This is a genomic window from Herbaspirillum huttiense, from assembly GCF_047300815.1.
GTDB classification, from domain to species: domain Bacteria; phylum Pseudomonadota; class Gammaproteobacteria; order Burkholderiales; family Burkholderiaceae_D; genus Herbaspirillum; species Herbaspirillum huttiense_A.
Map to the genome: position 1 here is coordinate 2,021,876 of NZ_CP178608.1, position 24,809 is coordinate 2,046,684.

The 24,809-nt window shown below is 61.4% G+C and carries 22 protein-coding genes, 1 tRNA gene and 1 pseudogene; 12 read left to right on the forward strand and 12 right to left on the reverse strand.

What is annotated here, in order from left to right; all coding sequences use genetic code 11:
• The first annotated feature begins 12 nt into the window (after nt 1-12).
• Nucleotides 13-1,611 (forward strand): MDR family MFS transporter, encoded by a 1,599-nt coding sequence (locus ACLRDN_RS09250; RefSeq protein WP_413459880.1) that lies wholly within the window; start codon nt 13-15, stop codon nt 1,609-1,611.
• Nucleotides 1,612-1,679: 68 nt separating this feature from the next.
• Here the strand turns inward: ACLRDN_RS09250 and ACLRDN_RS09255 are convergent, their stop codons facing one another.
• Entirely contained in the window at nt 1,680-3,173 is a 1,494-nt protein-coding gene (locus ACLRDN_RS09255) for a cryptochrome/photolyase family protein (protein ID WP_413459881.1), read from the reverse strand.
• A 246-nt stretch (nt 3,174-3,419) separates the two neighbouring features.
• Here ACLRDN_RS09255 and ACLRDN_RS09260 point away from each other — a divergent pair, with 246 nt between their 5' ends.
• Entirely contained in the window at nt 3,420-4,961 is a 1,542-nt protein-coding gene (locus ACLRDN_RS09260) for a methyl-accepting chemotaxis protein (RefSeq protein WP_413459882.1), read from the forward strand.
• A 470-nt stretch (nt 4,962-5,431) separates the two neighbouring features.
• Here the strand turns inward: ACLRDN_RS09260 and ACLRDN_RS09265 are convergent, their stop codons facing one another.
• Entirely contained in the window at nt 5,432-6,280 is an 849-nt protein-coding gene (locus tag ACLRDN_RS09265; RefSeq protein WP_413460376.1) for an IS3 family transposase, read from the reverse strand.
• The gene (locus tag ACLRDN_RS09270) at nt 6,229-6,591 is read right to left on the reverse strand and encodes a transposase (protein WP_209568292.1); all 363 of its coding nucleotides are present in this window, start codon (nt 6,589-6,591) and stop codon (nt 6,229-6,231) included. The genes ACLRDN_RS09265 and ACLRDN_RS09270 overlap by 52 nt, the downstream gene beginning before the upstream one ends.
• 1 nt (nt 6,592) lies before the next feature.
• Here ACLRDN_RS09270 and ACLRDN_RS09275 point away from each other — a divergent pair, with 1 nt between their 5' ends.
• Together ACLRDN_RS09275 and ACLRDN_RS09280 are read left to right on the forward strand one after the other, a co-directional pair.
• Entirely contained in the window at nt 6,593-7,123 is a 531-nt protein-coding gene (locus ACLRDN_RS09275) for a winged helix-turn-helix transcriptional regulator (protein ID WP_413460377.1), read from the forward strand.
• Nucleotides 7,113-7,529, forward strand: a pseudogene (locus tag ACLRDN_RS09280) (ATP-binding protein); the annotation flags it as partial. The gene ACLRDN_RS09275 and the pseudogene ACLRDN_RS09280, both read left to right, overlap by 11 nt.
• A 674-nt stretch (nt 7,530-8,203) precedes the next feature.
• Here ACLRDN_RS09280 and ACLRDN_RS09285 read toward each other — a convergent pair.
• Nucleotides 8,204-8,288: transfer RNA gene (locus ACLRDN_RS09285), tRNA-Leu, on the reverse strand.
• 221 nt (nt 8,289-8,509) lie between these two features.
• Between ACLRDN_RS09285 and rnr the strand changes: the two genes are divergently transcribed.
• The 3 genes from rnr (at nt 8,510) to cysE (ending at nt 12,740) form a co-directional block, all read left to right on the forward strand.
• Nucleotides 8,510-11,029: a ribonuclease R gene (gene rnr, locus ACLRDN_RS09290; protein WP_413459883.1), complete on the forward strand. Its 2,520-nt coding sequence runs from the start codon at nt 8,510-8,512 to the stop codon at nt 11,027-11,029.
• Nucleotides 11,030-11,120: 91 nt separating this feature from the next.
• Complete coding sequence (gene rlmB / locus ACLRDN_RS09295; RefSeq protein WP_413459884.1) at nt 11,121-11,858, forward strand: 23S rRNA (guanosine(2251)-2'-O)-methyltransferase RlmB; 738 nt, start codon at nt 11,121-11,123, stop codon at nt 11,856-11,858.
• Between the two features lie 129 nt (nt 11,859-11,987).
• Nucleotides 11,988-12,740: a serine O-acetyltransferase gene (gene cysE / locus ACLRDN_RS09300; protein WP_413459885.1), complete on the forward strand. Its 753-nt coding sequence runs from the start codon at nt 11,988-11,990 to the stop codon at nt 12,738-12,740.
• An 82-nt stretch (nt 12,741-12,822) separates the two neighbouring features.
• On the opposite strand, the gene ACLRDN_RS09305 is transcribed toward cysE, so the two are convergent.
• From ACLRDN_RS09305 to ACLRDN_RS09325, 5 genes are all read right to left on the reverse strand, one after another.
• Nucleotides 12,823-13,605, reverse strand: a complete 783-nt coding sequence (locus ACLRDN_RS09305; RefSeq protein ID WP_413459886.1) for a UDP-2,3-diacylglucosamine diphosphatase — start codon at nt 13,603-13,605, stop codon at nt 12,823-12,825.
• Nucleotides 13,606-13,635: 30 nt separating this feature from the next.
• Nucleotides 13,636-14,124, reverse strand: coding sequence for a peptidylprolyl isomerase (locus ACLRDN_RS09310; protein ID WP_413459887.1), 489 nt, complete (start codon nt 14,122-14,124; stop codon nt 13,636-13,638).
• An 82-nt stretch (nt 14,125-14,206) separates the two neighbouring features.
• Nucleotides 14,207-14,776, reverse strand: a complete 570-nt coding sequence (locus tag ACLRDN_RS09315) for a peptidylprolyl isomerase (RefSeq protein WP_413459888.1) — start codon at nt 14,774-14,776, stop codon at nt 14,207-14,209.
• On the reverse strand, nt 14,773-15,990 hold the full coding sequence (locus ACLRDN_RS09320) for a L,D-transpeptidase family protein (RefSeq protein ID WP_413459889.1): 1,218 nt from the start codon (nt 15,988-15,990) through the stop codon (nt 14,773-14,775). Before ACLRDN_RS09320 ends, ACLRDN_RS09315 begins: the two co-directional genes overlap by 4 nt.
• Before the next feature lie 36 nt (nt 15,991-16,026).
• On the reverse strand, nt 16,027-17,604 hold the full coding sequence (locus ACLRDN_RS09325) for a tetratricopeptide repeat protein (RefSeq protein WP_413459890.1): 1,578 nt from the start codon (nt 17,602-17,604) through the stop codon (nt 16,027-16,029).
• A gap of 232 nt (nt 17,605-17,836) precedes the next feature.
• Between ACLRDN_RS09325 and cysS the strand changes: the two genes are divergently transcribed.
• From cysS to tilS, 4 genes are all read left to right on the forward strand, one after another.
• Nucleotides 17,837-19,228 carry a cysteine--tRNA ligase gene (cysS, locus tag ACLRDN_RS09330; RefSeq protein ID WP_413459891.1) on the forward strand — a complete coding sequence of 464 codons (1,392 nt, stop codon included), beginning with the start codon at nt 17,837-17,839 and terminating at the stop codon, nt 19,226-19,228.
• Between the two features lies 1 nt (nt 19,229).
• On the forward strand, nt 19,230-19,889 hold the full coding sequence (locus tag ACLRDN_RS09335; protein WP_413459892.1) for a DNA-3-methyladenine glycosylase family protein: 660 nt from the start codon (nt 19,230-19,232) through the stop codon (nt 19,887-19,889).
• Between the two features lie 181 nt (nt 19,890-20,070).
• Nucleotides 20,071-21,051 (forward strand): acetyl-CoA carboxylase carboxyltransferase subunit alpha, encoded by a 981-nt coding sequence (locus tag ACLRDN_RS09340; RefSeq protein WP_008327848.1) that lies wholly within the window; start codon nt 20,071-20,073, stop codon nt 21,049-21,051.
• A gap of 79 nt (nt 21,052-21,130) precedes the next feature.
• Complete coding sequence (gene tilS / locus ACLRDN_RS09345; protein WP_413459893.1) at nt 21,131-22,543, forward strand: tRNA lysidine(34) synthetase TilS; 1,413 nt, start codon at nt 21,131-21,133, stop codon at nt 22,541-22,543.
• 172 nt (nt 22,544-22,715) lie between these two features.
• Here the strand turns inward: tilS and ACLRDN_RS09350 are convergent, their stop codons facing one another.
• From ACLRDN_RS09350 to ACLRDN_RS09360, 3 genes are all read right to left on the reverse strand, one after another.
• Nucleotides 22,716-23,000, reverse strand: a complete 285-nt coding sequence (locus ACLRDN_RS09350) for a hypothetical protein (protein ID WP_413459894.1) — start codon at nt 22,998-23,000, stop codon at nt 22,716-22,718.
• Between the two features lie 147 nt (nt 23,001-23,147).
• Nucleotides 23,148-23,453: a hypothetical protein gene (locus ACLRDN_RS09355; RefSeq protein ID WP_413459895.1), complete on the reverse strand. Its 306-nt coding sequence runs from the start codon at nt 23,451-23,453 to the stop codon at nt 23,148-23,150.
• A 135-nt stretch (nt 23,454-23,588) separates the two neighbouring features.
• Nucleotides 23,589-23,867 (reverse strand): hypothetical protein, encoded by a 279-nt coding sequence (locus tag ACLRDN_RS09360; RefSeq protein ID WP_413459896.1) that lies wholly within the window; start codon nt 23,865-23,867, stop codon nt 23,589-23,591.
• Nucleotides 23,868-24,140: 273 nt separating this feature from the next.
• Here ACLRDN_RS09360 and ACLRDN_RS09365 point away from each other — a divergent pair, with 273 nt between their 5' ends.
• Nucleotides 24,141-24,800 carry a LysE family transporter gene (locus tag ACLRDN_RS09365; protein ID WP_413459897.1) on the forward strand — a complete coding sequence of 220 codons (660 nt, stop codon included), beginning with the start codon at nt 24,141-24,143 and terminating at the stop codon, nt 24,798-24,800.
• The last annotated feature ends 9 nt before the right edge of the window (nt 24,801-24,809 follow it).

Sequence of the window (24,809 nt, forward strand, 5' to 3'; positions counted from 1 at the left end):
CGTTCTCCGCACATGGCCCTACACACCGATGCCGCCCACTCCAGCGGCCAAGTCCTGCCGTTCCGCGAATCCCTGCTGGCCACGCTGGGCATCTGCTTCGTCATCATGCTGGTGGCCCTGGACCAGACCATCGTCGGCACTGCGCTGCCGACCATCGTGGCCGAGCTCAAGGGCTTCGATCTCTATGCCTGGGTCGCCACGGCCTATCTGCTGACCTCGGTCATTACCGTGCCCATCTTCGGGCGGCTCGGTGATTACTTCGGGCGCAAGCCTTTCGTGATTGCGTCCATCGTCGTTTTCGTCGGTGCTTCGGCCTTGTGCGGCATGGCCAACAGCATGCTGTTCCTGGTGCTGGCGCGCGGGCTGCAGGGCATCGGTGGCGGCATGCTGGTGGGCACCTGTTTCGCTTCCATCGCTGACCTGTTTCCCGATCCGCGCGTGCGGCTGCGCTGGCAGATCATCCTGTCGGCTTCCTTCGGCATTGCTACGGCAGTGGGCCCTTCGCTGGGCGGCTTCCTCACGCAAGGGCTGGGCTGGCGCTGGGTGTTCTACTGCAACCTGCCCATCGGCGTGTTGTCGCTGTATTTCGTCTGGCGCTTCGTGCCGCACATCCGCCACATGCAGCATGCGGGCAAGATGCGGCTGGACTGGCCGGGCGCGCTGCTGATCTCGCTCTCGCTGGGCAGCCTGCAGCTGCTGGTGGAACTGCTGCCCAAGCGCGGCATCACGGGTGGCATGATGGTCTTGCTGGCCGTGGCTGTGGCCGCCTTCTACGCCTTGTGGAAGTGGGAGCAGCGCGCCGCTCAGCCCATCCTGCCCTTCGAGATGATGCGCGACAAGGCGCTGGCCAGCCTGTTTGTCTTGTCGGTGCTGGCGGGCTTTGCCATGTTCTCGCTGCTGATGTATGCGCCGCTGCTGTTCCAGGGCGGATTCGGGTTGAGCCCGCGTGAAGCGGGGCTGCTCATCACACCGCTGGTAGCCTGTATTACCGTGGCCAGCATCGTCAATGGCCGCATCATCACGCGCATTCCCAATCCCAACCTGATGATGAACCTTGGCTTTGCGCTGATCGCTGCGTCCTGTCTGGGCGTGGTGCTGTGTGATCGCAGTACCGGCAACGGCTTTTTGCTGACAGTGATGCTGGCGGGTGGTTTCGGGCTGGGCCTGGTCTTGCCCAATCTCACCGTGTTTGCCCAGCAGGCCGCCGCACGCGAGCACCTGGGCATCGCTACCGCCTTGCTGCAGTCCTTGCGCATGATCGGCGGCATGCTGGGCACGGCCATCACCGGCACGCTGGTGAGCCAGATGTATGGCGCAGGCGTGCAGAAGGCCTTGGAAGGGGACCACGCAGCGCAGTGGCTCAAGGATTTCAGCGATCCTGAAGTACTGGTCAACCATGACATCCAGTCGGTCCTGCTGGCCCAGCTGATGCAGGCCGGACATGATGGTTCGGCCTTGCTGGAAGCGGCACGCGAGGCCCTGGTCGGGGCCATTCACATGGGCATCGCCATTGCCATCGTGGCCGCGCTGGTGGGACTGTGGATGGTGCGGCGCGTGCCGCCGATCCGCTTTGATCAGGACAAGAAGGTCGAGCCGGTGATGTCGGAATGAGATGCCGACCGCATGAAAAACGGACCCGAGGGTCCGTTTTTTTTCGCTCTTGATTTGGCGCGATGCGCTTACTCGGCCTTCTCCGTTTTCTTGACCACGGCATAGCGCTCCAGCGTGCGTTCACGTGCCTCTGCATGGTCGACGATGGGCCGTGGATAGTTCGTCCCCAGCGTCACGCCAGCCGACATGCGCTCATCGGGTGTGGCCGTCCACGGCGCGTGGATGCGCTTGTCGGAAAGCTTGGCCAGTTGCGGCAGGTAGCGGCGGATGAACTTGCCGTCCGGATCAAACTTCTCCGATTGCGTGACCGGGTTGAAGATGCGGAAGTAGGGCTGCGCATCACAGCCTGAGGACGACGCCCACTGCCAGCCACCATTGTTGGCCGAGAGGTCGAAGTCGTTGAGATGGATCGCAAAATATTGTTCACCCCAGCGCCAGTCGATGCCCAGATCTTTGGTGAGGAAACTGGCCACCACCATGCGCAGGCGGTTGTGCATGTAGCCGGTCTGGTTGATCTGGGCCATGGCCGCATCTACCAGCGGATAGCCGGTGCGTCCCTCGCACCAGGCGGCGAACAATTCCTCGGCATGCTTGCCGTGCTCCCACTTGATCGCATCGTACTCGGGCTTGAAAGCCTTGGCAGTCACACGCGGATGGTGATGCAGGATCATGAAATAGAAATCGCGCCAGGTCAGTTCCGACAGCCACACCGCCGCACCTGCCGCGCCTTGACCAGCATGCATGGCCTGCATCGCAGCCCGCGCCAGCGTGCGGATGGAGACCGTGCCGAAGCGCAGGTGGATCGACAGATAGGACGGACCCTTCACTGCAGGAAAATCGCGCGCCGTGCCGTAGGCGCCGATGCGGCCCAGGAAATCCTCCAGCAGGGCCTGGGCACCGGACATGCCGGTCGGAATCTTCAGTTCCTGCAAATTGCTGGGGTCAAATCCCAGTGCCTGGTGCGAAGGCAGCTCGTGATGCGCCTTGCCCGGTGGCTTGGCCAGGGCCTTGAAATATTTTTCGACCGGATAGGGTTTGAGATAGAAGTCCCCCCCGGCTGCGGCCAGCTTGGCCATCCACGCATTCTTGTAGGGCGTGAAGACCGAGAAGGGCTTGGCCGACTGGGTCAGCACTTCGTCCTTTTCAAAGATGACCTGGTCCTTGTAGCTCAGCAGTTGTGCGCCGTGTTTCTTGAGGGCCTTGTCCACGGCCGCATCCCGCTCGATGGCGGCCGGCTCATAGTCGGTGTTGGCAAAGACCGCCTGCACGCCCAGCTCGGCGGCCAGCTCGGGAATGCACTGAACAGCCGATCCATGCAGCACGATCAGCCCACCGCCGGCCTTGCGCAAGGCCTCATCGAGCTCGGCCACGCTGGCCAGCAGGAAATCGACGCGGCGATCCTGCTTCACGCCATCGGCCTTCAATGCATCGAGGATGTCGGTATCGAAGACGAACACGCACCACACGGACTGGCTTTGCGAGAGCGCGTAGTAGAGGGCGGCATGATCGGTGTGGCGCAGGTCGCGGCGGAACCAGACCAGGGACTTGTCGAATTGGGGCATTGCGTTGGTGTGCTTCTTCAATGGGTTGGACTTCGGACCGTGAAGGGTCGAGCGGGCTCACATTCCGGCGGTGGCTACTGATCGGTAGCGTTTTGTGTGAATGATAAAAGATTTTCATTGATTTGACGCGTCTCATCTCAAGGTGGCTATCGTCTGGCCGATAATGAGGCATCCGCATACGATGCGGAGAACGAGGGAGGGCGCTGCGATCCGCATGCGTCTCGTGCAATGGGAGATGGGGAAACGATGAAGAAAATGACGATCGGCACCCGGCTGGGGCTGGGCTTTGCCGCGATTTTGGGTTTGATGCTGGTGATTACCGCCATTGGCGTGGGGCGGCTGCAGGCGGTGGGGAGTCTCAACGACACGATGGTCAACGATGCACTGGTCAAGGAAAGGCTGGTCATTACCTTCTATCGGTCCATCGAACTCAACGTCGGCCGCATCGTGGCCGCGGCCAAGAATCCGGATGTCGAACAGCAGAAGTTCTACAAGCAGGAGATCGGCGCGACCATCAGCAAGAACAATGAGCTGGTCAAGCGCATGGAAGAGCTGATCACCGATGACGCCGGGCGGGCTGCCCTGGCCGAGATCAACGAACGCCGCAAGGTGGTGCTGGCGGCCAATGCGCAGGTCTTCAAGGAAAAAGAGGCGGGCAACGAAGAGGGGGCACGCAAGGCGGTCGACGAGCTGCTGCTGCCGAGTACGCGCGTCTATCTGGCCGCCATCGACAAGCTGGCCGTGATGCAGTCCGACCTCATCAAGAACCAGACCGCAGAAATCGATAGTCTCTTCCGCAATGCGCGGACGCTCATGATCGTGCTGGGCGCCGTGGCGCTGCTGTTGGGTGTGGCGCTGGCATGGGCCATTACGCGCTCGATCACGGCACCGTTGCACAAGGCGGTCGATGTGGCCAGCCGCGTGGCCAAGGGTCATCTGGACAACCATATCGAGGTGCGCAGCCAGGATGAAACCGGCCAGCTCATGCGCGCACTCAAGGAAATGAATGACAACCTGGTGGGCATCGTCACCCGGGTGCGCCAGGGCACCGATACCATCGCCACGGCCTCCAGCGAGATCGCCCATGGCAACCTGGACCTGTCCAATCGCACCGAGCAGCAGGCGAGTTCTTTGGAAGAGACCGCCTCGGCGATGGAAGAACTGACCTCGACCGTGAAGCAGAACGCCGACAACGCACGCCAGGCCAATCAGCTGGCGGTGTCGGCATCGGAGGTGGCGGTGCAGGGCGGTTCGGTGGTCTCGGAAGTGGTGGCCACGATGGGCTCGATCAATGATTCCTCGCGCAAGATCGTGGACATTATTGCCGTCATCGATGGCATCGCCTTCCAGACCAATATCCTCGCGCTCAACGCCGCCGTGGAAGCCGCGCGTGCGGGCGAGCAGGGGCGCGGCTTTGCGGTGGTCGCCTCCGAAGTGCGCACCCTGGCGCAGCGCTCGGCCAGCGCGGCCAAGGAGATCAAGGAACTCATCGGTGACTCGGTGGGCAAGGTGGAGGCGGGCAGCAGGCTGGTCGAGCAGGCCGGTACGACGATGGAAGAGGTGGTGGCCAGCGTGCGCCGCGTGACCGACATCGTGGCCGAAATCACCTCGGCGTCGCAGGAGCAGAGTGACGGGATCGAACAGGTCAACCAGGCCATCAACCTGATGGATGAAGCGACCCAGCAGAATGCGGCGCTGGTGGAACAGGCGGCCGCAGCGGCGCGGCAGATGCAGGAGCAGGCGGCGGGGCTGAGTGAGACCGTGAGCGTGTTTCGTTTGCGGGGGTAAGAAAATAGGGGCAAGGCACGCAGGCGCCTTGCTCGTGGACCCCAAAATACAAAAAGGCAACTGACTTTCGTCAATGGGCCTTCTCTGTTGGTGAAAAGCGTACAAAAAACATTGGCTCCCACAAATCTCTTTGTGGGAGCCAATCCAAACCATATATTTCATGTGCCTGCCTACAGGCTTAACGGCAGGGTGACGTTAGCATCGAAGATATCATTGGTCAAGAGATTCAGTTGCGAAACCTTTGGCGATCAGCGCTTCTCCGAACATTATCGATTTCTTCCTCTAACTTGAACTTTATTCGCTGAATAAAACGTTCCTCAGGCACAAGGGAGAAAAGCTGCGCTTCACGCTCTTCCTCTTGCAATAAGTAGTCTACAAACTCGGTTGCTTTAGCTAACTGTTGATTTGCATTGAAAACTGACCCACTTTTGGAGTGAACCCCTCGGGCTGGACCAAGGTTGGTCGAGAAACTAAGCCGCTTGCCGAGCAAGTTGTGCTTCGAACTGGTTAGGTGATTGATAGCCCAGCGCCGAGTGCATACGCCGTTCGTTGTAAATCTCTTCGATGAAGTATGGCAGTCTCGCTGCCACGTCGTCGAATTTCTCATATCCGGCCAGATAAACCTCTTCGACCTTAAGCGTCTTCATGAAGCTTTCCGCCTGGGCGTTGTGATATGGATTGGCTGGAGCACTCATCGATCCTATCAGACCAAATTCCTCCAAAGAATCCCGGTATAAGGCACTGGCATATTGGCACCCACGATCCGTATGGTGAATGCAGGTGCCGGGCGCCGGCTTGCGAATTCTGTAGGCGGCCGTCAGCGCGGCCAGGGCCAAAGGCGTGTCTATCCGCTTAGATAAAGCGTAGCCGATTACCTTGCGGCTGCAAGCATCCAAAACAACGGCCAGGTAGATAAAGCCGGATGCTATTCGGATGTAGGTGATATCGGCAATCCAGACACGATCTGGCTCCGTTGGAATGATGTTCTGATAGTGATTAGGAAAGACGGCGACGTCGGTTTCAGTGCCGGCCGCCGGCTTGAACCTGCGCCGATGATGGCCGTATACCTCATGCTCACGCATGATCCTGGCTACGCGCTTGTGATTGACCACATGCCCGCGTGCCCTCAATTCCAACGTGATTCGACGATAGCCATAGCCCGGGAATACATCGTGGATGTCTTCTATCAGATGGGCCAGCTCAGCATCACCGAGTACGGCAGTAGCCGGCCTGGGCTGATAATAGTAGGTGCTACGCGGCAGATCGATCATTTGGCATCCTCGTCGGATGGAGCAGGCTTGGGGCCGCTGATGATCGATGAGTTCTCGCTGTTGCTGACGAGTCGTAGCCGTGGCGTTTTTTTGAGGAGATCCAACTCCATCGTCAGCTGGCCTACCTTCCGTTCCAACGCGGCAATATGTGCTTCGTACTCTGCAACCGTCGACGCAGCAGCATCTTCTGCATCCAGCTCACCGCGATCAAACTGCCCTAGCCACATCTGCATGAGATTGGCCGACAAGTTATGAGTCTTGAGCGCCTCGCGTCGCCCTATCTTGCCGCTGCGAATATCGCTGCATATCTGTATCTTGAATTGCGGGCTGTGCCGCCGATATGGACCTCGTGATGCCATGATGTCGCTCCTCCTGAGAAGGCTCGACAAGCGTATCACTTCATCTCCTAGCCTTGGTCCAGCCCGAGGGTTCACTCCATTTCCCAGGAAATTTGCATCCAAAGTTGACCCATGTTTAGACCACAATCCTGCTCATGACAGCGAGCGGGAGAACGGAGTGATAGACGTGGCCCTACTTGGAATTATTCGACGCTGGTACATCAGAGACCGCATCTCAATTCGGGAAATCGCCCGCAGGCTCGACATATCCCGCAACACAGTTCGCCGCTACATCCGATCCGATGTCAGCGAACCTGCTTATCCAGCAAGGCGTTCGCCAAGCTCGCTCGATGACTTCACCGCCAGGCTCTCCGCTTGGCTCAGCGCAGAGGCGGTCAAATCTCGGAAGCAAAGAAGGACCCTGAAACAGATGTTCCTGGACTTAAGAGAGCTGGGATACGAGGGGTCGTATGAGCGGGTGGCTGCCTTCAGCAGGCAATGGAAGGTGGGTCAAATGGAGAGGGTCAAATCTGCGAGCAAATCAACATATTGAGCATCACGGTGCCCGCGTACGCTATTTCTCCACAATCGAGCTCGTGAACATGCTTGAACAGGAAAAGCAACAAGGGCGAGCGGGAAACTTGGCAACACGCCTTCTACATACTGATCTCGTAATACTAGATGAGCTTGGCTATCTTCCATTCAGCCAAGCAGGCGGGGCTTTGCTATTCCACCTCATCAGCAAACTCTATGAGCGTACCAGCCTAATCATCACCACTAACCTCGGATTCGGAGAATGGGGAACCGTATTCGGAGACCCCAAAATGACTACCGCTCTACTCGACCGACTCACTCATCACTGCCACATTGTCGAAACAGGCAATGACAGCTACCGTTTCAAGAACAGTTCCACTCGAAACACGAAGAAAGGAGGAGCCGCAGAAAAGGCATCTGCGTAATAATAGAAACTCGTACGGGTCAGGATTCGATGCAAATCCTGGGTCAGTATTTAGTGCAATAACACAAACAGGGCTTACCGCTAAGAGAATTCAATATTAATTGAGATTGACACTCTATTATATTTCGACCTGTGGTTACTACCATTGAGCTCAATTGGGAAAATTCGAATTCCCGAGGAGTCCAAGGCCGACGGCCGCGAAGATTTCTGATGCGATTACCCCCCCGAAGATTTTCCCAGCCTAATCAGATTTTTGGGGTGAGGTTTTGCTTTGTACGCTCGATGGCAGCGGCGGCATGTACTTTGCCAAACCTCTTTGTGCTCTGAAATCTGTTTTGGACTTTATAGATTGGCCATCAATACGAGCTGCTTATCAATTAACCAGCCTATTGGGGATGGGATGCGTGTATTCATGTCTCAAGTGCATCGCAAAACATTCTCTTCATCAAGTGTCTCAGGATGGGAGGCTCTAAAAAACGCAAAAGGCCGAATGATTTTCATCATTCGACCTTTTTTGTTTGGTGCCCACGGAGGGACTCGGTCGCGTCCCGCGACCCCGTCCGGCCTTGCAAGGCCGGACTTTCTCGTCCCTCCCGCAAAGCGCGCAGGCGCTTTGCTCGTGGACCCCAAAATACAAAAGGCCGACTGACTTTCGTCAATCGACCTTTTCTATTTTGGTGCCCACGGAGGGACTCGAACCCCCACACCTCGCGGCACATGGACCTGAACCATGCGCGTCTACCAATTCCGCCACGTGGGCTGCGCTGTAAAGCGAAGACCGTGATTATAGACGGTCTGAAAGCGCTGTCAACAACTTTTTCGCTGCCGTGCCATCATTTTCGTTGCAATACGATGCCTCGCCCCCTTTTTGCCTTCGTATTGCGGTTAGGTAAATGGCCGCAACTCCGTTACACTAGGCACATCCGTCCGCTTGGGCGACCTTCGCCTTGGCATTTATAACAATTGCGCGAAACGAAACTTTTGAGCCAATTCCCCTATTCCATCCCCAGCCGGGAAGAGATCCTCGGCATCCTGCGTACTTCCTCGGGCGCGCAAAACGCTGCCGCGCTGGCCGCTGCGCTCGGCGTCAAGCCGGAAGAAATGGACGGCCTCACGCGCCGCCTCAACGCCATGGAACGCGACGGCCAGATCAAGCCGGATCGCGCCGGCAACTACAAGCTGACCCACTCGCCGGACTTCATCCTGGGCCGCGTTTCCGCCCATCGCGATGGCTTCGGTTTCCTGCTGCCCGATGAAGGGGCCGATGACCTGTTCCTGCCCGAGAAGGAAATGCAGAAGGTCATGCACGGCGACCGCGTGCAGGCCCGCATCACCGGCACCGACCGCCGTGGCCGCCCGGAAGGCACCATCGTCGAAGTGGTGGAACGCGCCAATACCCACGTGATCGGCCGTCTGCTCAATGAGAACGGCGTCTGGGTGGTGGCCCCCGAAGACAAGCGCATCGGCCACGACGTGCTGCTGGCCGGCCCCCCGGGCAAGGCCAAGGCCGGGCAGGTGGTCAGCGTGGAACTGACCGAGCATCCTTCCCGCTACACGCAACCCGTGGGCAAGATCGTCGAGATCCTGGGCGATATCGACGACCCCGGCATGGAAATCGAAATCGCCGTGCGCAAGTACGGCGTGCCGCATGAATTCTCGGAAGCCGCCAAGAAGCTGGCTTCCAAGCTGCCCAGCGAAGTCAAGGCCGCCGACCTCAAGGACCGCGTCGACCTGCGCGACGTGCCCCTGGTCACCATCGATGGCGAAGATGCACGCGACTTCGATGATGCCGTCTACTGCGAACCCGTCAAGATCGGCCGCACCAAGGGCTATCGCCTCATCGTCGCCATTGCCGACGTGAGCCACTACGTCAAGCCCAACGACGCGCTGGACGTGGATGCGCTGGAGCGCAGCACCTCGGTGTATTTCCCGCGCCGGGTGATCCCGATGCTGCCGGAAAAGCTCTCCAACGGCCTGTGCTCGCTGAACCCGGACGTGGACCGCCTGACCCTGGTGTGCGATGCCGTCATCACCGCCAAGGGCGAGATCAAGGCCTACCAGTTCTATCCGGCCGTGATCCACTCGGCGGCCCGCCTGACCTATACCGAAGTGGCCTCGATCCTGGCCAATACCAAGGGCCCGGAAGCGGCGCGCCGCATCGGCCTGGTGCCGCACCTGACGCATCTGTACGAAGTCTTCCAGGCGCTGCTGACGGCACGCCAGGCGCGCGGTGCCATCGACTTCGAGACCACCGAGACCTACATCGTCTGCAACGCCGCCGGCAAGATCGAGAAAATCCTGCCGCGCACCCGCAACGATGCGCACCGCCTGATCGAGGAATGCATGCTGGCCGCCAACGTCTGCGCGGCCGACCTGTTGAAGCGCCACGATCACCCGGCGCTGTATCGCATCCACGCCGGTCCGACCAAGGAAAAGCTGACGCAGCTGCGCACCTTCCTCAAGCAGATCGGCCTGATCCTGGGCGGTGGCGACACCCCCAGCGCCTCCGATTACGCCGAGCTCATGCCCAAGGTCAAGGCGCGTCCCGATGCGGTGCTGATCCAGACCATGCTGCTGCGCTCGATGCAGCAGGCGGTCTACAGCCCGGACAACATCGGCCACTTCGGCCTGTCCTATGAATCCTATGCGCACTTCACCAGCCCGATCCGGCGCTATCCCGACCTGCTGACGCACCGTGCCATCAAGGCCGTGCTGCAAGGCAAGCGCTACGAGCCCAAGGGTATCGACAGCACGGCGCTGAACACCTCGATCTCGCCCGCCGCCCGCAAGGCGCAGGCACTGCAGCGTGCCACCGACAAGGCGGCCGGCAAGAAGCCGCGCGGCGAGAGCGCACTGGCGATCTGGGAAGCCCTGGGCCTGCACTGTTCGGCCAATGAGCGCCGTGCCGATGAGGCCTCGCGCGACGTCGAAGCCTGGCTCAAGTGCTACTTCATCCGCGACAAGCTGGGCGAGGAATTCACCGGCACCATCGCCGGCGTGGCCACCTTCGGTATCTTCGTCCAACTCGATGCGCTCTACATCGAAGGTCTGGTGCACGTCACCGAACTGGGTGCGGACTACTTCCAGTACGACGAAGCGCGCCACGAACTGCGCGGCGAACGTACCGGCATCCGCTATCAGCTGACCGACCGCGTCACCGTGCAGGTCAGCCGCGTGGACCTGGATGCCCGCAAGATCGACCTGGCGCTGGTCAACGAGCCCGGCATCCGCACCCTCATCAAGAACGAAGCCAAGCGCGCTGAAAACGCCGCGCGCGGCAAGTCCGGTGGCGGCAGGCAGAGTGCCGATGAAGCTCAGCCGGCAGCCCGTGGCAAGAGGGGCGCCGCCGCCAAGCCAGCTGCCGCTGCAGCGGGCAGCAAGCCCAAGGGTGGCGCCAAAGCCAAGGCCGGTGCCGCGCGCACCGCCCCGGCACGCCCCGGCGAAGCCGACCGCAAGCGCGCTGCGTCCAAGGGCTACAGCAAGGGCAAGAAGAAGCGATGAGCAAGTCCCCGGACCTGCGCAATGCGCAGTCCGGGTTTGATGGAACGTGGGGCAGTTGCCCCGAGCAAGACGAAAGACACAAGCAGGATCTATGAAGAGCAAAATGATTTTCGGCTTCCATGCCGTGACCTCCCGCATCCGCCACGAGGCTTCCTCGGTGGAAGAGATTTACGTGGATGCCGAGCGCCGCGACCGCCGCATGCTGGATTTGCTGCATGCCGCCAAGGAAGCCAATGTGCGCATCATCCAGGCCGACGACCAGCGTCTGGCGGCCATGGTCGGCACGCGCCGTCACCAGGGCGTGGTGGCCAAGGCCGCCGCGCTGTCGCTGGCGCGCACCCTCGATGAACTGCTGGATGCCGTGGTCGGTCCGCCGCTGCTGTTGATCCTCGACGGCATCACCGATCCGCACAACCTGGGCGCCTGCCTGCGCGTGGCCGATGGTGCCGGTGCGCATGCCGTGATCGCCCCCAAGGATCGCGCCGTGGGCTTGAATGCCACGGCCATGAAGGTCTCCAGCGGTGCGTCCGACACCGTGCCCTACATCACCGTCACCAACCTGGCCCGCACCATGCGCGACCTGAAGGAACGCGGTGTGTGGATCATCGGCACCTCCGATGATGCCGAGAAGGGGCTCTACGAAGGCGACTTCAGCGGCCCCACCGCGCTGGTGATGGGCTCCGAAGGCGAAGGCATGCGCCGTCTCACCCGCGAGACCTGCGACGTGCTGGTCAACATCCCCATGTTCGGTTCGGTCGAGAGCCTCAACGTTTCCGTGGCTTCCGGCGTCTGTCTGTACGAGGCGCGACGCCAGCGCTTGCCCAAGTAAGTCCGGTCATCCCGCATGACACCATCGCCGGACTTCGTGTCCGGCGATTTTTTTTGGCCGTTCCATTTTTGGAACACTTCAAGTTTCACTTCAATCGCCGTTTTCACTCAACGTTTCAGGAAACACACCATGTTCAGCCGACTCAGAGAAGACATTGCCAGCATCCGTGAGCGCGACCCTGCCGCGCGCAATAGCTGGGAGGTGCTGACCTGTTATCCGGGCCTGCATGCGGTGATCCTGCATCGCTGGGCCCAGGCTTGCTGGAAGGCCGAGATGAAGTGGCTGGGACGCTTCATCTCGCAGCTTGGCCGTACCCTCACCGGCATCGAGATTCATCCCGGCGCCACCATCGGCCGCCGTGTCTTCATCGATCACGGCATGGGGGTGGTCATCGGCGAGACCGCCATCGTCGGTGACGATTCCACCATCTACCAGGGCGTGACCCTGGGCGGCACATCGCTGGCCAAGGGCGCCAAGCGCCATCCGACACTGGGGCGCGGCGTCATCATCGGTGCCGGGGCCAAGGTGCTGGGTGGCTTTACGGTCGGGGACGGGGCCAAGGTCGGTTCCAATGCAGTGGTCACCAAGGAAGTGCCGGCCGGCGCCACGGCCGTGGGTAACCCGGCGCGCATCGTCGAGCGCAATGCCGCGCCGGCCGGGCGTGACCAGGCGGCAGCACGCCTGTTTGCGGCCTATGGCGTCATGCCCAATGGCGATGATCCGCTGTCCAAGGCGCTGCACGGACTCATCAACCAGGTGGCCGCGCAGGAGCAGCAACTGGAAGCCGTGCTGGCCGCCTTGCAGGGTGCGGGGATAGGGTGTCGACGCCTTGAAGAGGCCGGACAATTCGACGCCGCGCAACTGAACCGGCTGGTCGATTGAGGAGAAGGAGCGCAGCCGGCTTCAGGCCGGCTGCGTAGCTCGCCACGGCATCTGCCGCAGCGATGAAGCATGTACAGCGAGATCAGGCGATCTCGTCGCCGTTCACATCATGCCGGTGCAGCGCTCCGTCGGCCGTCAGGCTGATCCAGCCGCCACGCGGCGTGTCCACGTCGTATTCCCAATCCGGCAGCACATAGCGCAGCTTGCCGCCATCCAGGCGATGCAGGGCAGGGCGGTGCGTATGCCCGTGGATGAGGACATCGGTGCCGGTCTGCGCAAAGAGCGCATCGATGGCGCCGGCATTGACGTCCATGATCGCCATGTCCTTGCTCTGGTTGGCGTCCTGGCTGTTCTTGCGGATGCCTTCGATGATGGCCTTGCGCTGCGCCAGCGGCATGGCCAGGAACTGCTGCTGGTAAGCCGGTTGCCGCACCTGGGCGCGGAAGGCCATGTAGGCCTGGTCATCGGTGCATTGCGCATCGCCATGGGCCAGTGCCAGCGTGCGGCCGGCAGCGGTGATGACGTGCGGGTCGTCGAGCAGCGTCAGCCCGGCGGCATCGGCAAATGCCTGGCCCACCAGGAAATCGCGGTTGCCTGCCATCCAGTACAGTTGCACACCTTGCACCTGTACAGTTCGCAGTGCGTCAGCAATCAGTTGGTTGTAGGGAGCAGTACGGTCGTCGTCACCGGCCCAGTACTCGAACACGTCACCCAGCAAGTACAGTTGCTGCGTCTGTACTGCATGGCGCTGCAGGAAGGACAGAAAAGCCTCGGTGGTACGGGGCAGGGCGGCTTGCAAATGGAGGTCGGAAACAAAAAGCGCAACCGTCGGTTGCGCTTTCTGCATGAACTGGAAATCAGTCATGGTCGGTGAAGTCAGCGGTCCGGATCAGGCTCAGACCACTTCTGCCTTCTCGATCACCACGTCTTCTGCGGGCACGTCGGCGAACATGCCGGCGCGGGTGGTCTTGACGCCCTTGATCTTGTCGACCACTTCAGTACCTTCGACGACCTTGCCGAAGACACAGTAGCCCCAGCCGTCCTGGCCCGGGAAGTCCAGGAAGCTGTTGTTCTTGACGTTGATGAAGAACTGCGCCGAGGCCGAGTGCGGGGCGGCGGTGCGGGCCATGGCCAGGGTGTAGGGCTCATTCTTGAGGCCGTTCTTGGCTTCGTTCTCGATCGGCTCGCGGGTTTCCTTCTGCTTCATGCCGGGTTCGAAGCCGCCGCCCTGGATCATGAAACCGTCGATGACGCGGTGGAAGATGGTGCCGTTGTAGTGGCCGGCATTGACGTAGGCCAGGAAGTTCTCAACCGTCTTGGGGGCCTTCTCGGCATCCAGTTCGATCTTGATGGTGCCGTGGTTGGTGGTGAGCAGAACTGCCATGATGAATCCTTTGCTTGTGGGGGAATGAAAAAAACCGGCGGGCGACTTGGGCCCGCCTTGGCTGCGTGACGGCAGGCCGGCCTTACTTGACCAGGGTGGCCGATTCGATCACAACAGGCGTGGCCGGCACGTCGCCGGCGCCGGTGCGCACTTGCTTGATCTTGTCGACCACGTCGGTGCCGGCGATGACCCGGCCGAAAACGGCGTAGCCCCAGCCGTCCTGGCCGGGGTAGTTCAGGAAGCGGTTGTCCGCCACGTTGATGAAGAACTGGGCCGTTGCCGAATGGGGTGCCGACGTGCGCGCCATGGCCACAGTATAAACCTCGTTCTGCAAACCGTTATTGGCCTCGTTCTTGATGGGCGCCTCGGTGGCCTTCTCGCGCATGTTCTGGTCGTAGCCGCCGCCCTGGATCATGAAGCCGTTGATGATGCGGTGGAAGACGGTGCCGTTGTACTGGCCCTTCTTGACGTATTTCAGGAAATTGTCGACCGAGGCCGGGGCCTTTTCGGGATTGAGTTCCAGGGTGATGTCACCCATGCTGGTCTTGAGCAGCACGCGCGGTGCATCGGCGGCCAGCACAGGAGCGGCCAGCGTAGCCGAGAGAGTGAATGCTGCGGTCATGCGCAGCAGAGTACGGCGGGAGAGGATCATGCGTTGCCTTCGTAAATGATTTTCCATTGCGATCCTTCACGCACCCAGTACTGGCGCTTGCGGATCGCGTTCTTGCTCTTGCCGACCGCACTTTCCTGGGTGAAAGTGCTGACGATCATGTCTTCCGGTGTGCCGGGATAGCGGAACAGGCTGACATCGCGCAGTTTGACACTGGTATAGCGCGCCCCGTTCAGGCTCTTCTGCTGGCGGCCGAACCAGGTGGCCAGGTTCTCGCCCTGGGCCGAGCGGAATTCGGGAGAGTAATACGACAGTACCTTGTCGGCATCTGCATTCTCCAGCGACTGGCCCCACTCTTCCAGCATGGAGGAGGCGGCATCACGCTGCCGGGCCCATTCATTCTTGTCGACGAACTGCACGTGCTGGCTGATGACCACCACCGTCTTGCCGACCTCGGCCGTGGAATACAGGTTCTGCAGGTCCGGATTGGCCAGCACCACGCAGCCATCGGAGGACAGCGGCGGACGGCTGAAGTTGTCCGAGGGCGTGCCGTGCAGCCAGATGCCATAGCCGCTGCGGCCGTTGCGCTTGTCCCATTCGTTGGGGTAGGACAGCGGCAGGGCTCCCGTGCCATAGAAATCGGGCAGCTTGGGGCCGGGGATGCGATTGTTCACGTAATACACGCCGATGGGCGTGCGCTGGTCGCCGGACTTGGTCTTGTTGGCGCCGAAGCGGCCTTGCGAGATGTAGAAGTCGGTCTGGAACTTCAGTTCGCCGCCCTGGTTCTCGTAGACGTACATGCGCGAACGGGTGGTGTCGACCACCAGCACGTTCTTCTGGTCGTCGCCCACTTGCAGCACCGCCTTGGGGATCAGTTTGGGGTCCGGCTTTTCCTGCAGGGAACGGATGCGCACCATGGCTTCATCGCGCAATTCCTTGAGCTTGTCGCTGGGGCCGTCGGCCATGGCGCCGAAGTTGCGCACCGGACGGGCATGCATCAACAGCAGGTCGCCGCGCACCAGGTGGCCCAGGCGGAAGGTGGGATAGGCCGCCACTAGCGCGTCGGCCTTGGCCTGGGCTTCGCGCAGGCGGTTGGCACCGAGGTCCTTGTAGATATCGATGAGCAGGGCTTCCGGATCCGGCTTGGCAGCGGGTGCTCCGGCCGTATTGCCCTGCGGCGGGATGGAAGAAGACGATGCCACGCTGCCCATCGCTGGCAGACCCGCCAGGCACAACATCAACAGGCGTCCCAGCATGCGCGCGGGACGCCTTTGCAAAGCGCTAGCCACCAATTACCCTCCCGATCGTTCCTGTTTGATCAGCCATCGATTGCCCTGTTTGACGAAAATCAGGGTCTTGCGGCTGTCCACCGTCAGCCGATCCGAATTATATATCTGGCGATAGCGCACGGTCGCGATGTTGCCATTGATGCTCACCGTGGCATTGCTGACCTTGACACTGATGCGGCCCTTGTCCTCGATGCGGGCGCGGCGCTCTTCGGCCCATTCCTTGCGGGAGGCGCCACGGGGCGTCTCGAAGTCGCTGGCGTAATGGCCCAGGTAGCTGCGCACGTCCTTGTCGCTCCAGGCCTTGGCCCAGCCATTCAAGGCCGCCAGCACGATGGCCTTGTCCTGTTCGGCGCTGGCTTCGGCCTTGGCCTTTTCCTTGTCGGCACGGGCCTTGTCGGCCTTGGCCTTTTCGGCAGCGGCCAGTTTCTCGGCCTTGGCCTTTTCGGCGGCGGCCAGCTTGTCGGCCTTGGCCTTCTCGGCCGCAGCCAGCTTGTCGGCTTGCGCCTTCTCGGCGGCCGCCTGGGCGGCCTTGTCCTTCTCGACGCGGGCGGCTTGTTCGCGGGCCAGTTTGTCGGCTTGTTCCTTGTCCTTCTGCGCTTGCAGTTCCTTCTGCTTCTGCTCGGCAGCAGCCTTGTCGGCAGCGGCCTTCTGGGCGCGCGCCTGTTCGGCGGCCAGCTGCTCTGCGCGGGCCTTCTCGGCCTTGGCGCGCTCGGCGGCGGCCCGGTCTGCTGCAGCTTTCTCTGCTGCGGCCTTGTCTGCGGCAGCCTTGTCGGCAGCGGCTTTCTCGGCGGCCGCCTTGTCGGCTGCAGCCTTTTCCTTCTCGCTGGTGGCCTTGGAGATGGCTGTCTTTTCGGCTTCAGCCTTGTCGGCCGCCGCCTGCTGCGCCAGTTTCTCGGCCGCCAGGGCGCGATTGCGCTCCTGCTGTTCGGCTGCAGCCGCCTCGGCCTTGGCCTTGGCGTCGCGCTGGGCGGAGGCGGCCGAAGCCAGGCGCGGCACGGTGCCACCGGTGGTGTTGCCGTTGAGCGAGCGCAGTAACGTCAGCTTGGGCTGCGGCACGTTGGCACCCGGATCGATCTGCAGCGCCTTGTCATAGGCCTGGCTGGCCAGCTTGGCATAGACATCGCCCAGGTTTTCCAGCGCCGTGGCATAGGTCGGATTGGTGCGCATGGCCATGTCCAGCGAGGCGCGCGCCTTGTCGTACTGGCCGTCGGCCGCATACAGCACGGCCAGGTTGTTGTACGGCTCGGGCAGGTCGGGGAAGTCCTCGGTGAGCTTGGTGAACACCGCGATGGCCTCGGCAGAACGGTTTTGTTCTGCTAAGATCAGGCCCTTCGTGAAACGCAGTTGCGCATCGCGCGGGTGTTTCGCCAGCACGGCATCGGTCTTGGTCAGTGCTTCGGCATACTGTCCGGCCCGCATCAGCTTGTTGATGTCAGACATTTCACTGGCGTGCGCAAACGTGGCGGGCACCCCGAAGAGGGCCGCCACCAGGCTGGACAACACTGCCGTCTTGTGGGCAGTCTTGCTGATCAAACCGCGCAAACCATGAATGGATGTCTCTTCTTGTGATTCTGGGGCCATGGTTTTATCGATGCTATACTCGAAGAAATTCGAAGAAAGCTGGCATTTTATATCAAACAAGTAAGACAAAAAGAGGTTTGGCTACCGTGACCCGTTCATGTTGCAACTGCTGCTAGAACAATGAAACCCAGGCAGGGGCCTGCCAGCGCCACGTTTTAGTCCGGTGCCGGCCCCAGGTAGTGCATGAACCCGTCGCCCACAGCGGCAACGCCAACCCCAGAATTCCCATCCCATGAGCGAGCTCAAGATTTACAACACGCTGGCGCGTGACAAGCAGACCTTTTCCCCGATCGAACCCGGCAAGGTGCGCTTGTACGTGTGCGGCATGACCGTGTATGACTATTGCCATATCGGCCATGCGCGCGTGCTGGTGGTGTTCGACATGGTGCAGCGCTGGCTGCGCGCCTCCGGCTACGCCGTGACCTACGTGCGCAACATCACCGATATCGACGACAAGATCATCCATCGCGCCGCCGAAAACGGCGAGACCATCGCCCAACTGACCCATCGTTTCATTGAGGCCATGAACGAGGATGCCGCCGCCCTGGGCGTGCAGCGTCCCGACCATGAGCCGCGTGCGACGAAATACGTGCCGAAGATGCTGGACCTGATCGGCAAGCTGGAAAAGAACGGCCTGGCCTACAAGGCCAGCGATGGCGACGTCAATTACTCCGTGCGCGACTTCCCCGGCTACGGCAAGCTCTCCGGCAAGTCGCTGGACGACCTGCGCGCCGGCGAACGGGTGGACGTGAACACCGGCAAGCGCGATCCGCTGGACTTCGTGCTCTGGAAGGCGGCCAAGCCCAGCGAGCCGGACGAAGCCAAGTGGGATTCGCCCTGGGGCTGCGGCCGTCCGGGCTGGCACATCGAGTGCTCGGCCATGTCCAGCGACCTGCTGGGTGACCATTTCGATATCCACGGCGGTGGCCAGGATCTTCAGTTCCCGCACCATGAAAATGAAATCGCCCAGTCCGAAGGCGCGCACCAGCACACCTTCGTGAATTACTGGATGCACAACGGTTTCGTGCGCATCGACAACGAGAAGATGTCCAAGTCCCTGGGCAACTTCTTTACGATTCGCGACGTGCTCAAGAAGTACGATCCGGAGGTGTTGCGTTTCTTCATCTTGCGCGCCCACTACCGCAGCCCGCTGAACTACTCGGATGCGCATCTGGACGATGCCCGCCAGGCACTCACCCGCCTGTATACGGCCTTGAAGGATGTGCCGCCGCAAGCCGGCGCCCTGGTGGCCGATGAAGCGCATGCACAAAGGTTCACAGAGGCCCTGAACGACGACTTCAACACGCCGGTGGCGATCTCGGTGCTGTTCGAACTGGCCAATGAGGTCAACCGTGACCGTTCGCCGGCGCAGGCGCGCCAGTTGAAGGCGCTGGCCGGCATCCTCGGCCTGCTGCAGCGCGAACCGGCCGAGTACCTCAAGGGCGGCGTGGCAGCGGCAGACGGTCTGGGCGAAGCCGAGATCGAAGCCCTGATTGAAGCACGCAAGGCGGCCAAGGCCGGCAAGAACTTCGCCGAAGCCGACCGGGTCCGTGCCGAGCTGACTGCGGCCGGCATCATTCTGGAAGACAAACCGGGCGGCCTGACCGAGTGGCGGAGAGCTTGATTTGAATACCAACCGAAAAGCCAGCGAAGCCGATCCCAGCCTGATCGTGCCGGCCTACTGGGAAGAGGCCAAGGCCGAGCTGATGAAGCGCGACCGCATCATGCGCAAGATCATCCCGCAGTTCGGGGACCTGCAGCTGACGGTGCGCGGCGACGCCTTCACCACGCTGGCGCGTTCGGTGATCGGCCAGCAAATCTCGACCAAGGCCGCCAATGCGGTCTGGCAGCGCTTCCTGGAAGCCTGTCCGCGTTGCACGCCAAGCCAGGTGATGCGCACCGGTCCGGAAGGGCTGGCGGCGTGCGGCCTGTCCAAGCGCAAGGCCGAATACATCCTCGATCTGGCGGCCCACTTCAAGGCCAAGACGGTACATCCCGACAAATGGGCGGAGATGGAAGACGAAGCCGTCATTGCCGAGATGATCCAGATCCGCGGGATTGGCCGCTGGACAGCCGAGATGTTTTTGATATTTAATCTGCTGCGCCCGAACGTACTGCCGCTGGATGACCTGGGATTGCTCAAGGGCATCAGCATCAGCTATTTCTCGGGCGAGCCCGTCTCGCGCAGCGATGCGCGGGAAGTCGCCGCGAACTGGGAACCGTGGCGCACCGTGGCGACCTGGTATCTGTGGCGCAGCCTGGACCCGCTGCCCTCCGATTATTGATCCAAGAGGAAGTGGGTGCGTCCGGCGCTGCTGCGCCGGGGCCGTGCTGGTGTATACTCCGCACCTCCCAAGATTTGAAGGCAAACCGATGCAGCCGGGGATCATCGCGCCGCAACCCGCACCGGGTCGGCATTGTCAGCGATTCTCGCCACATCATCGGACTTGTTGAAAAAGGAACACAATGAGTAAATCGACAACGACTTTTCTGGGCTTCGAGCAGGCCATCGCCGAGCTGGATGCCAAGATCGAAGAGTTGCGTTTTGTACAGGATGACTCGGCCGTCGACATCTCCGAAGAGATCGAGCGCCTGGTCAAGAAGAGCCAGCAGCTGACCAAGGACATCTACGCCAAGCTCACGCCCTGGCAGGTTTCGCAGATTGCGCGCCATCCGCAGCGTCCTTACACCATGGACTACGTGCGCGAGATTTTCACCGATTTCCACGAACTGCACGGCGACCGCACCTTTGCGGACGACCAGTCCATCGTCGGCGGCCTGGCCCGTTTCAACGGCCAGGCGTGCATGGTGATCGGCCACCAGAAGGGGCGCGACACCAAGGAACGCGCCATGCGCAACTTCGGCATGCCCAAGCCGGAAGGCTATCGCAAGGCGATGCGCCTGATGAAGGTGGCCGAGAAGTTTGGTTTGCCTATCTTTACCTTTGTCGATACCCCGGGCGCATTCCCCGGCATCGATGCCGAAGAGCGCGGCCAGTCCGAAGCCATCGGCCACAACCTGTACGTGATGGCCGAACTGAAGGTGCCGCTGATCGCCACCATCATCGGTGAAGGCGGTTCCGGCGGCGCGCTGGCTATCGCCGTGGGCGACTCGGTGCTCATGCTCCAATATGCGACCTACTCGGTGATCTCCCCGGAAGGCTGCGCTTCCATCCTGTGGAAGACCGCCGACCGCGCCGCTGATGCGGCCGAAGCGCTGGGCCTGACCGCTCATCGCTTGAAGGCCATCGGCCTGATCGACAAGATCGTCAATGAACCGCTGGGCGGCGCCCATCGCGATCCCAAGCAGATGGCCGGTTTGCTCAAGCGCGCGCTATCGGATTCGCTGCGCCAGTTCCAGGGCATGAAGACCAAGGACCTGCTGGCCGCACGTCACGAAAAGCTGATGGCCTATGGCAAGTTCAAGGAATTGAATTCGGCCGAATAAGTTTTCGGTTCGCATTTTCTTCTTCCCGGACGCCAGCGATTGCTTCGCTGGCGTTTGTCTTTTCAGGTGCCGGTTTCCCATGTCCGATCAATCCTCTTCTTCTCCTTCCTCCGGCAAGATCACCGGCAAGCTGCTGCAGGCATTGCACGCCACGCTGGCCGCGACCGCTTTCGATCCCGCGCAGGACACGCTGGCCGTGGCCTTCAGCGGTGGGCTCGATTCCACGGTGCTGCTGGAAGCGGCCGCGCAGTGGCAGCGTGAAAGCGGCGCCCGCGTGGTGGCGCTGCATGTGCATCATGGGCTCTCGCCCAATGCCGATGCCTGGCTGGCGCATGCCGAGCAGGTCTGTGCGCAGCGCGGTATCCCCTGTGCGCATGAACGCGTGCAACTGGAAAGGGTGGGCGACAGCGGCGTGGAAGAAGCGGCACGGCTGGCGCGGTATGCCGCGCTGGGGCGGCTGTGCCGCGCACAGGGTGCGCGCCTGCTGCTGACGGCCCATCATCTCGACGACCAGGCCGAAACGGTACTGCTGCAACTGCTGCGCGGCAGCGGGTTGGCGGGCATGTCGGGCATGGATCAATGCAATGCCGCGCCCGGTTTGCTGGGCGATGCGGACACGCTGATCGCACGGCCTTTCCTGGCCATCCCGCGTGCGCAGCTGGAAGAGGGCGCACGCGCCTGGTCGCTCGCCTGGATCGAGGATGAATCCAACAGCGATCCGCGCTACACCCGCAACGCCTTGCGTCATCAGGTCATGCCGGCATTGGGCCAGGTCTTCCCCGGCTATCAGCAGCGTCTGGCGCGTGCGGCCGGGCATGCGCAGGGCGCGCAGGAATTGCTGCGCGAAGTGGCCGAACAGGATCTGGCGCAATGTCGTGAAGGCGATCACCTGCGCATGCCTGCGCTGCGTGCCCTGAGCGAACAGCGCTTCCTGAACCTGATGCGTCACTGGTTCGGACTGCGCGGCATGCGCATGCCGTCGGCCGCGTGGATGCAGGAGATGCGTAGCCAATTGCTGGAGGCCGATGTGGAAGCGCAGCTGTGCGTCTCCCATCCTGATGGCGAAGTGCATCGCTACCGCGAGCGCGTCTTCCTGGCACCGCGCCGCAGCCTGCCTGATGAGGGCGCATCACTCTCGTTGCGCTGGAGCGGGCAGGCGCAGATCCACGTGCCGGTCTTTCACGGCACCCTGCATTTCGAGCCCGTTTCCGACGGCGATGTGCGGCCCGGCTTCGATGCCGCGTGGCTGGGTGCGCAATCGCTGCTGGTGTGTGGACGCAGCGGAGGAGAGCGCATCAAGCTGGCGCAGAATCGTCCGGCGCGCAGCCTCAAGCAGCAGTACCAGAGCGCCGATGTCCCTGCGTGGGAACGGCCTTACCTTCCGCTGGTGTGGGCGGGTGAGGATCTGCTGTTTGCCGCAGGCGTGGGCATGGACTGTGCGCATTTTGCGCAGGCGGGAGAACGCATTGCCCTGAGGTGGCAGCAGGATTGAGCTGCATCGGGCATATCGGTCTGAGCATGCTGTCGCAGCAAAGAGAACAATTTAAATGATATAAAAAATATCGCCCCCGAACCTGATGGTGCGGGGGCGATATCCCTGTCATCCCTGACATGTCCGGGCAGGAGACGAATCCGATGCCCGGGTGCTGCTCCTTGCGGACGGCTTACTTCTTGGCGCCATCAGTGGCCGGCTTTTCTGCACCGGCAGCTTCCTTCTTGTCGGCCTTCTTTTCGGTCTTGCTGTCCGCCTTCTTTTCCGACTTCTTGTGCTTGGCGTGATGTTCTGCCTTGGCCTTGGGCGCGGTCTCGGTCTTGGCGGCTTCCGCCTTGGCCGGGGCGGCGGTGGTAGCAGCCGGAGCAGCCGGGGCGGCGGCAGAGCCGGTCTGTGCGAACACCGGCAGGGTCAGGGCCGACAGCAGGGAAGCAACGATGATGGTCTTGGTCTTCATGGTGATGTCCTTTCAACGACTAGTGTCTGGTCAGTGTCAGTAGTACGCAGTGCACGGTGTGTGCGATGTGTCTGCTATGTGTTTGCTACATGTTTGCTACGTGTTTGCTATCTGTACCGGGACTGGCCCGGTACGGTCTTGCCTGGATTACTTGGTCTTGGCAGCGGTGTCGGTGGCGGCTGTCTTGGTGTCCGCAGTGCCGGCGTCCTTCTTTTCAGCCTTGGCTTCCGTCTTGGTGTCAGCCTTCTTCTCCGACTTTTCCGACTTCTTGTGCTTGGCGTGATGCGTGGCCTTGGCCTTCGGTGCGGTCTCGGTCTTGGCGGCTTCAGTCTTGGCCGGAGCGGCGGTGGTGGCAGCCGGAGCGGCGGGGGCGGCGGCTGCACCGGTCTGGGCGAACACCGGCAGGGTCAGGGCCGACAGCAGGGAGGCAACGATGATGGTCTTGGTATTCATGGTGATGTCCTTTCAGAGACAAGCGTCTGTTTGCGTCAGTAGTACGGTATGTACGGTGTGTACGGTGTGTGCTGCGTGTCTGCTAGTTCACTGCGATGTATCTGCTATCTGTACCGGGACTGTCCCGGTACGGTCTTACTTGGTCTTGGTCGCTGTATCGGTGGTGGCCTTGGTATCGGCCTTGCTGTCGGTCTTGGCTTCGCTCTTGGCGTCAGCCTTCTTCTCCGACTTGTCCGCCTTCTTGTGCTTGGCGTGATGGGTGGTCTTGGCCTTGGGCGCGGTGTCGGTCTTGCCGGCTTCCGCCTTGGCCGTGGCTGCTGCTGGCGCGGCCGGCGCAGCGTTGCCGGTCTGTGCGAACACCGGCAGGGCCAGTGCGGTCAGCAGGGAAGCGACGATGACGGATTTGGTTTTCATGGCAATTTCCTTTAGAAAGTGGTTGTTACGCTCGGCGCTTGATTTTGCGTAATCGCTTCATCATGTCGTGTCGCCTTGCTTCCTATAACGAGCCGCCGACGTGAAAGACGACGTGAAAGTGTTTCAATTCATCGTGGATTTGTAAGCATTCGTTGCTGCTTTGCTTATAATGGCCAACACGTTGGTGCAGCCGCATTTCAGCTGTTCCGGGCTTGCCTGCTGTACCGTGTGCCGTACCGTTCCTTCTTTCCCGTTGCCTCATCGAGTTTTCTCATGGCCTATCAAACCTGGTTTGCATTTTTCCTCGCCGCCTGCGTCATCGCCATCTCGCCCGGATCGGGCGCGGTGCTCTCCATGAGCCATGGCCTCAATTACGGCCTGCGCCGCACCACGGCCACCATCCTCGGCCTGGAAATCGCGCTGGTGGTGGTCCTCATCATTGCCGGTGCCGGTGTGGGTTCGTTGCTGGTGGCTTCCGAAACCGCCTTCAACGGGGTCAAGATCGCCGGTGCCCTGTACCTGATCTACCTGGGCTTCTCGCAGTGGCGCGCCCGCGTGCCCTCGGAGCAGGAAGGCGAAGCCCTCGACAACGCCAATGCCGTGGCGCGCGCCCAGCGCGGCCAGCACTGGTGGCAGCGTTGCATGACGGGTTTCCTCACCAATGCCACCAACCCCAAGGGCATCGTCTTCATGGTCGCAGTGCTGCCGCAGTTCATCGATCACGAGCGTCCGCTGTGGCTGCAGCTGCTGGTGCTGGCCGTGACCATGGTGGCGGTGGACCTGGTGGTGATGCACGGCTACGCCTTTGCGGCCAGCCGCCTGCAACGCTTCTTCCGTAGCCAGAAGGCGATCAAGGCGCAGAACCGTTTCTTCGGGGGCGTGCTGATGCTGGTGGGCGCCGGGCTGTTCTTCTTCAAGCGCACGCAGCACTGATTGCTCTGC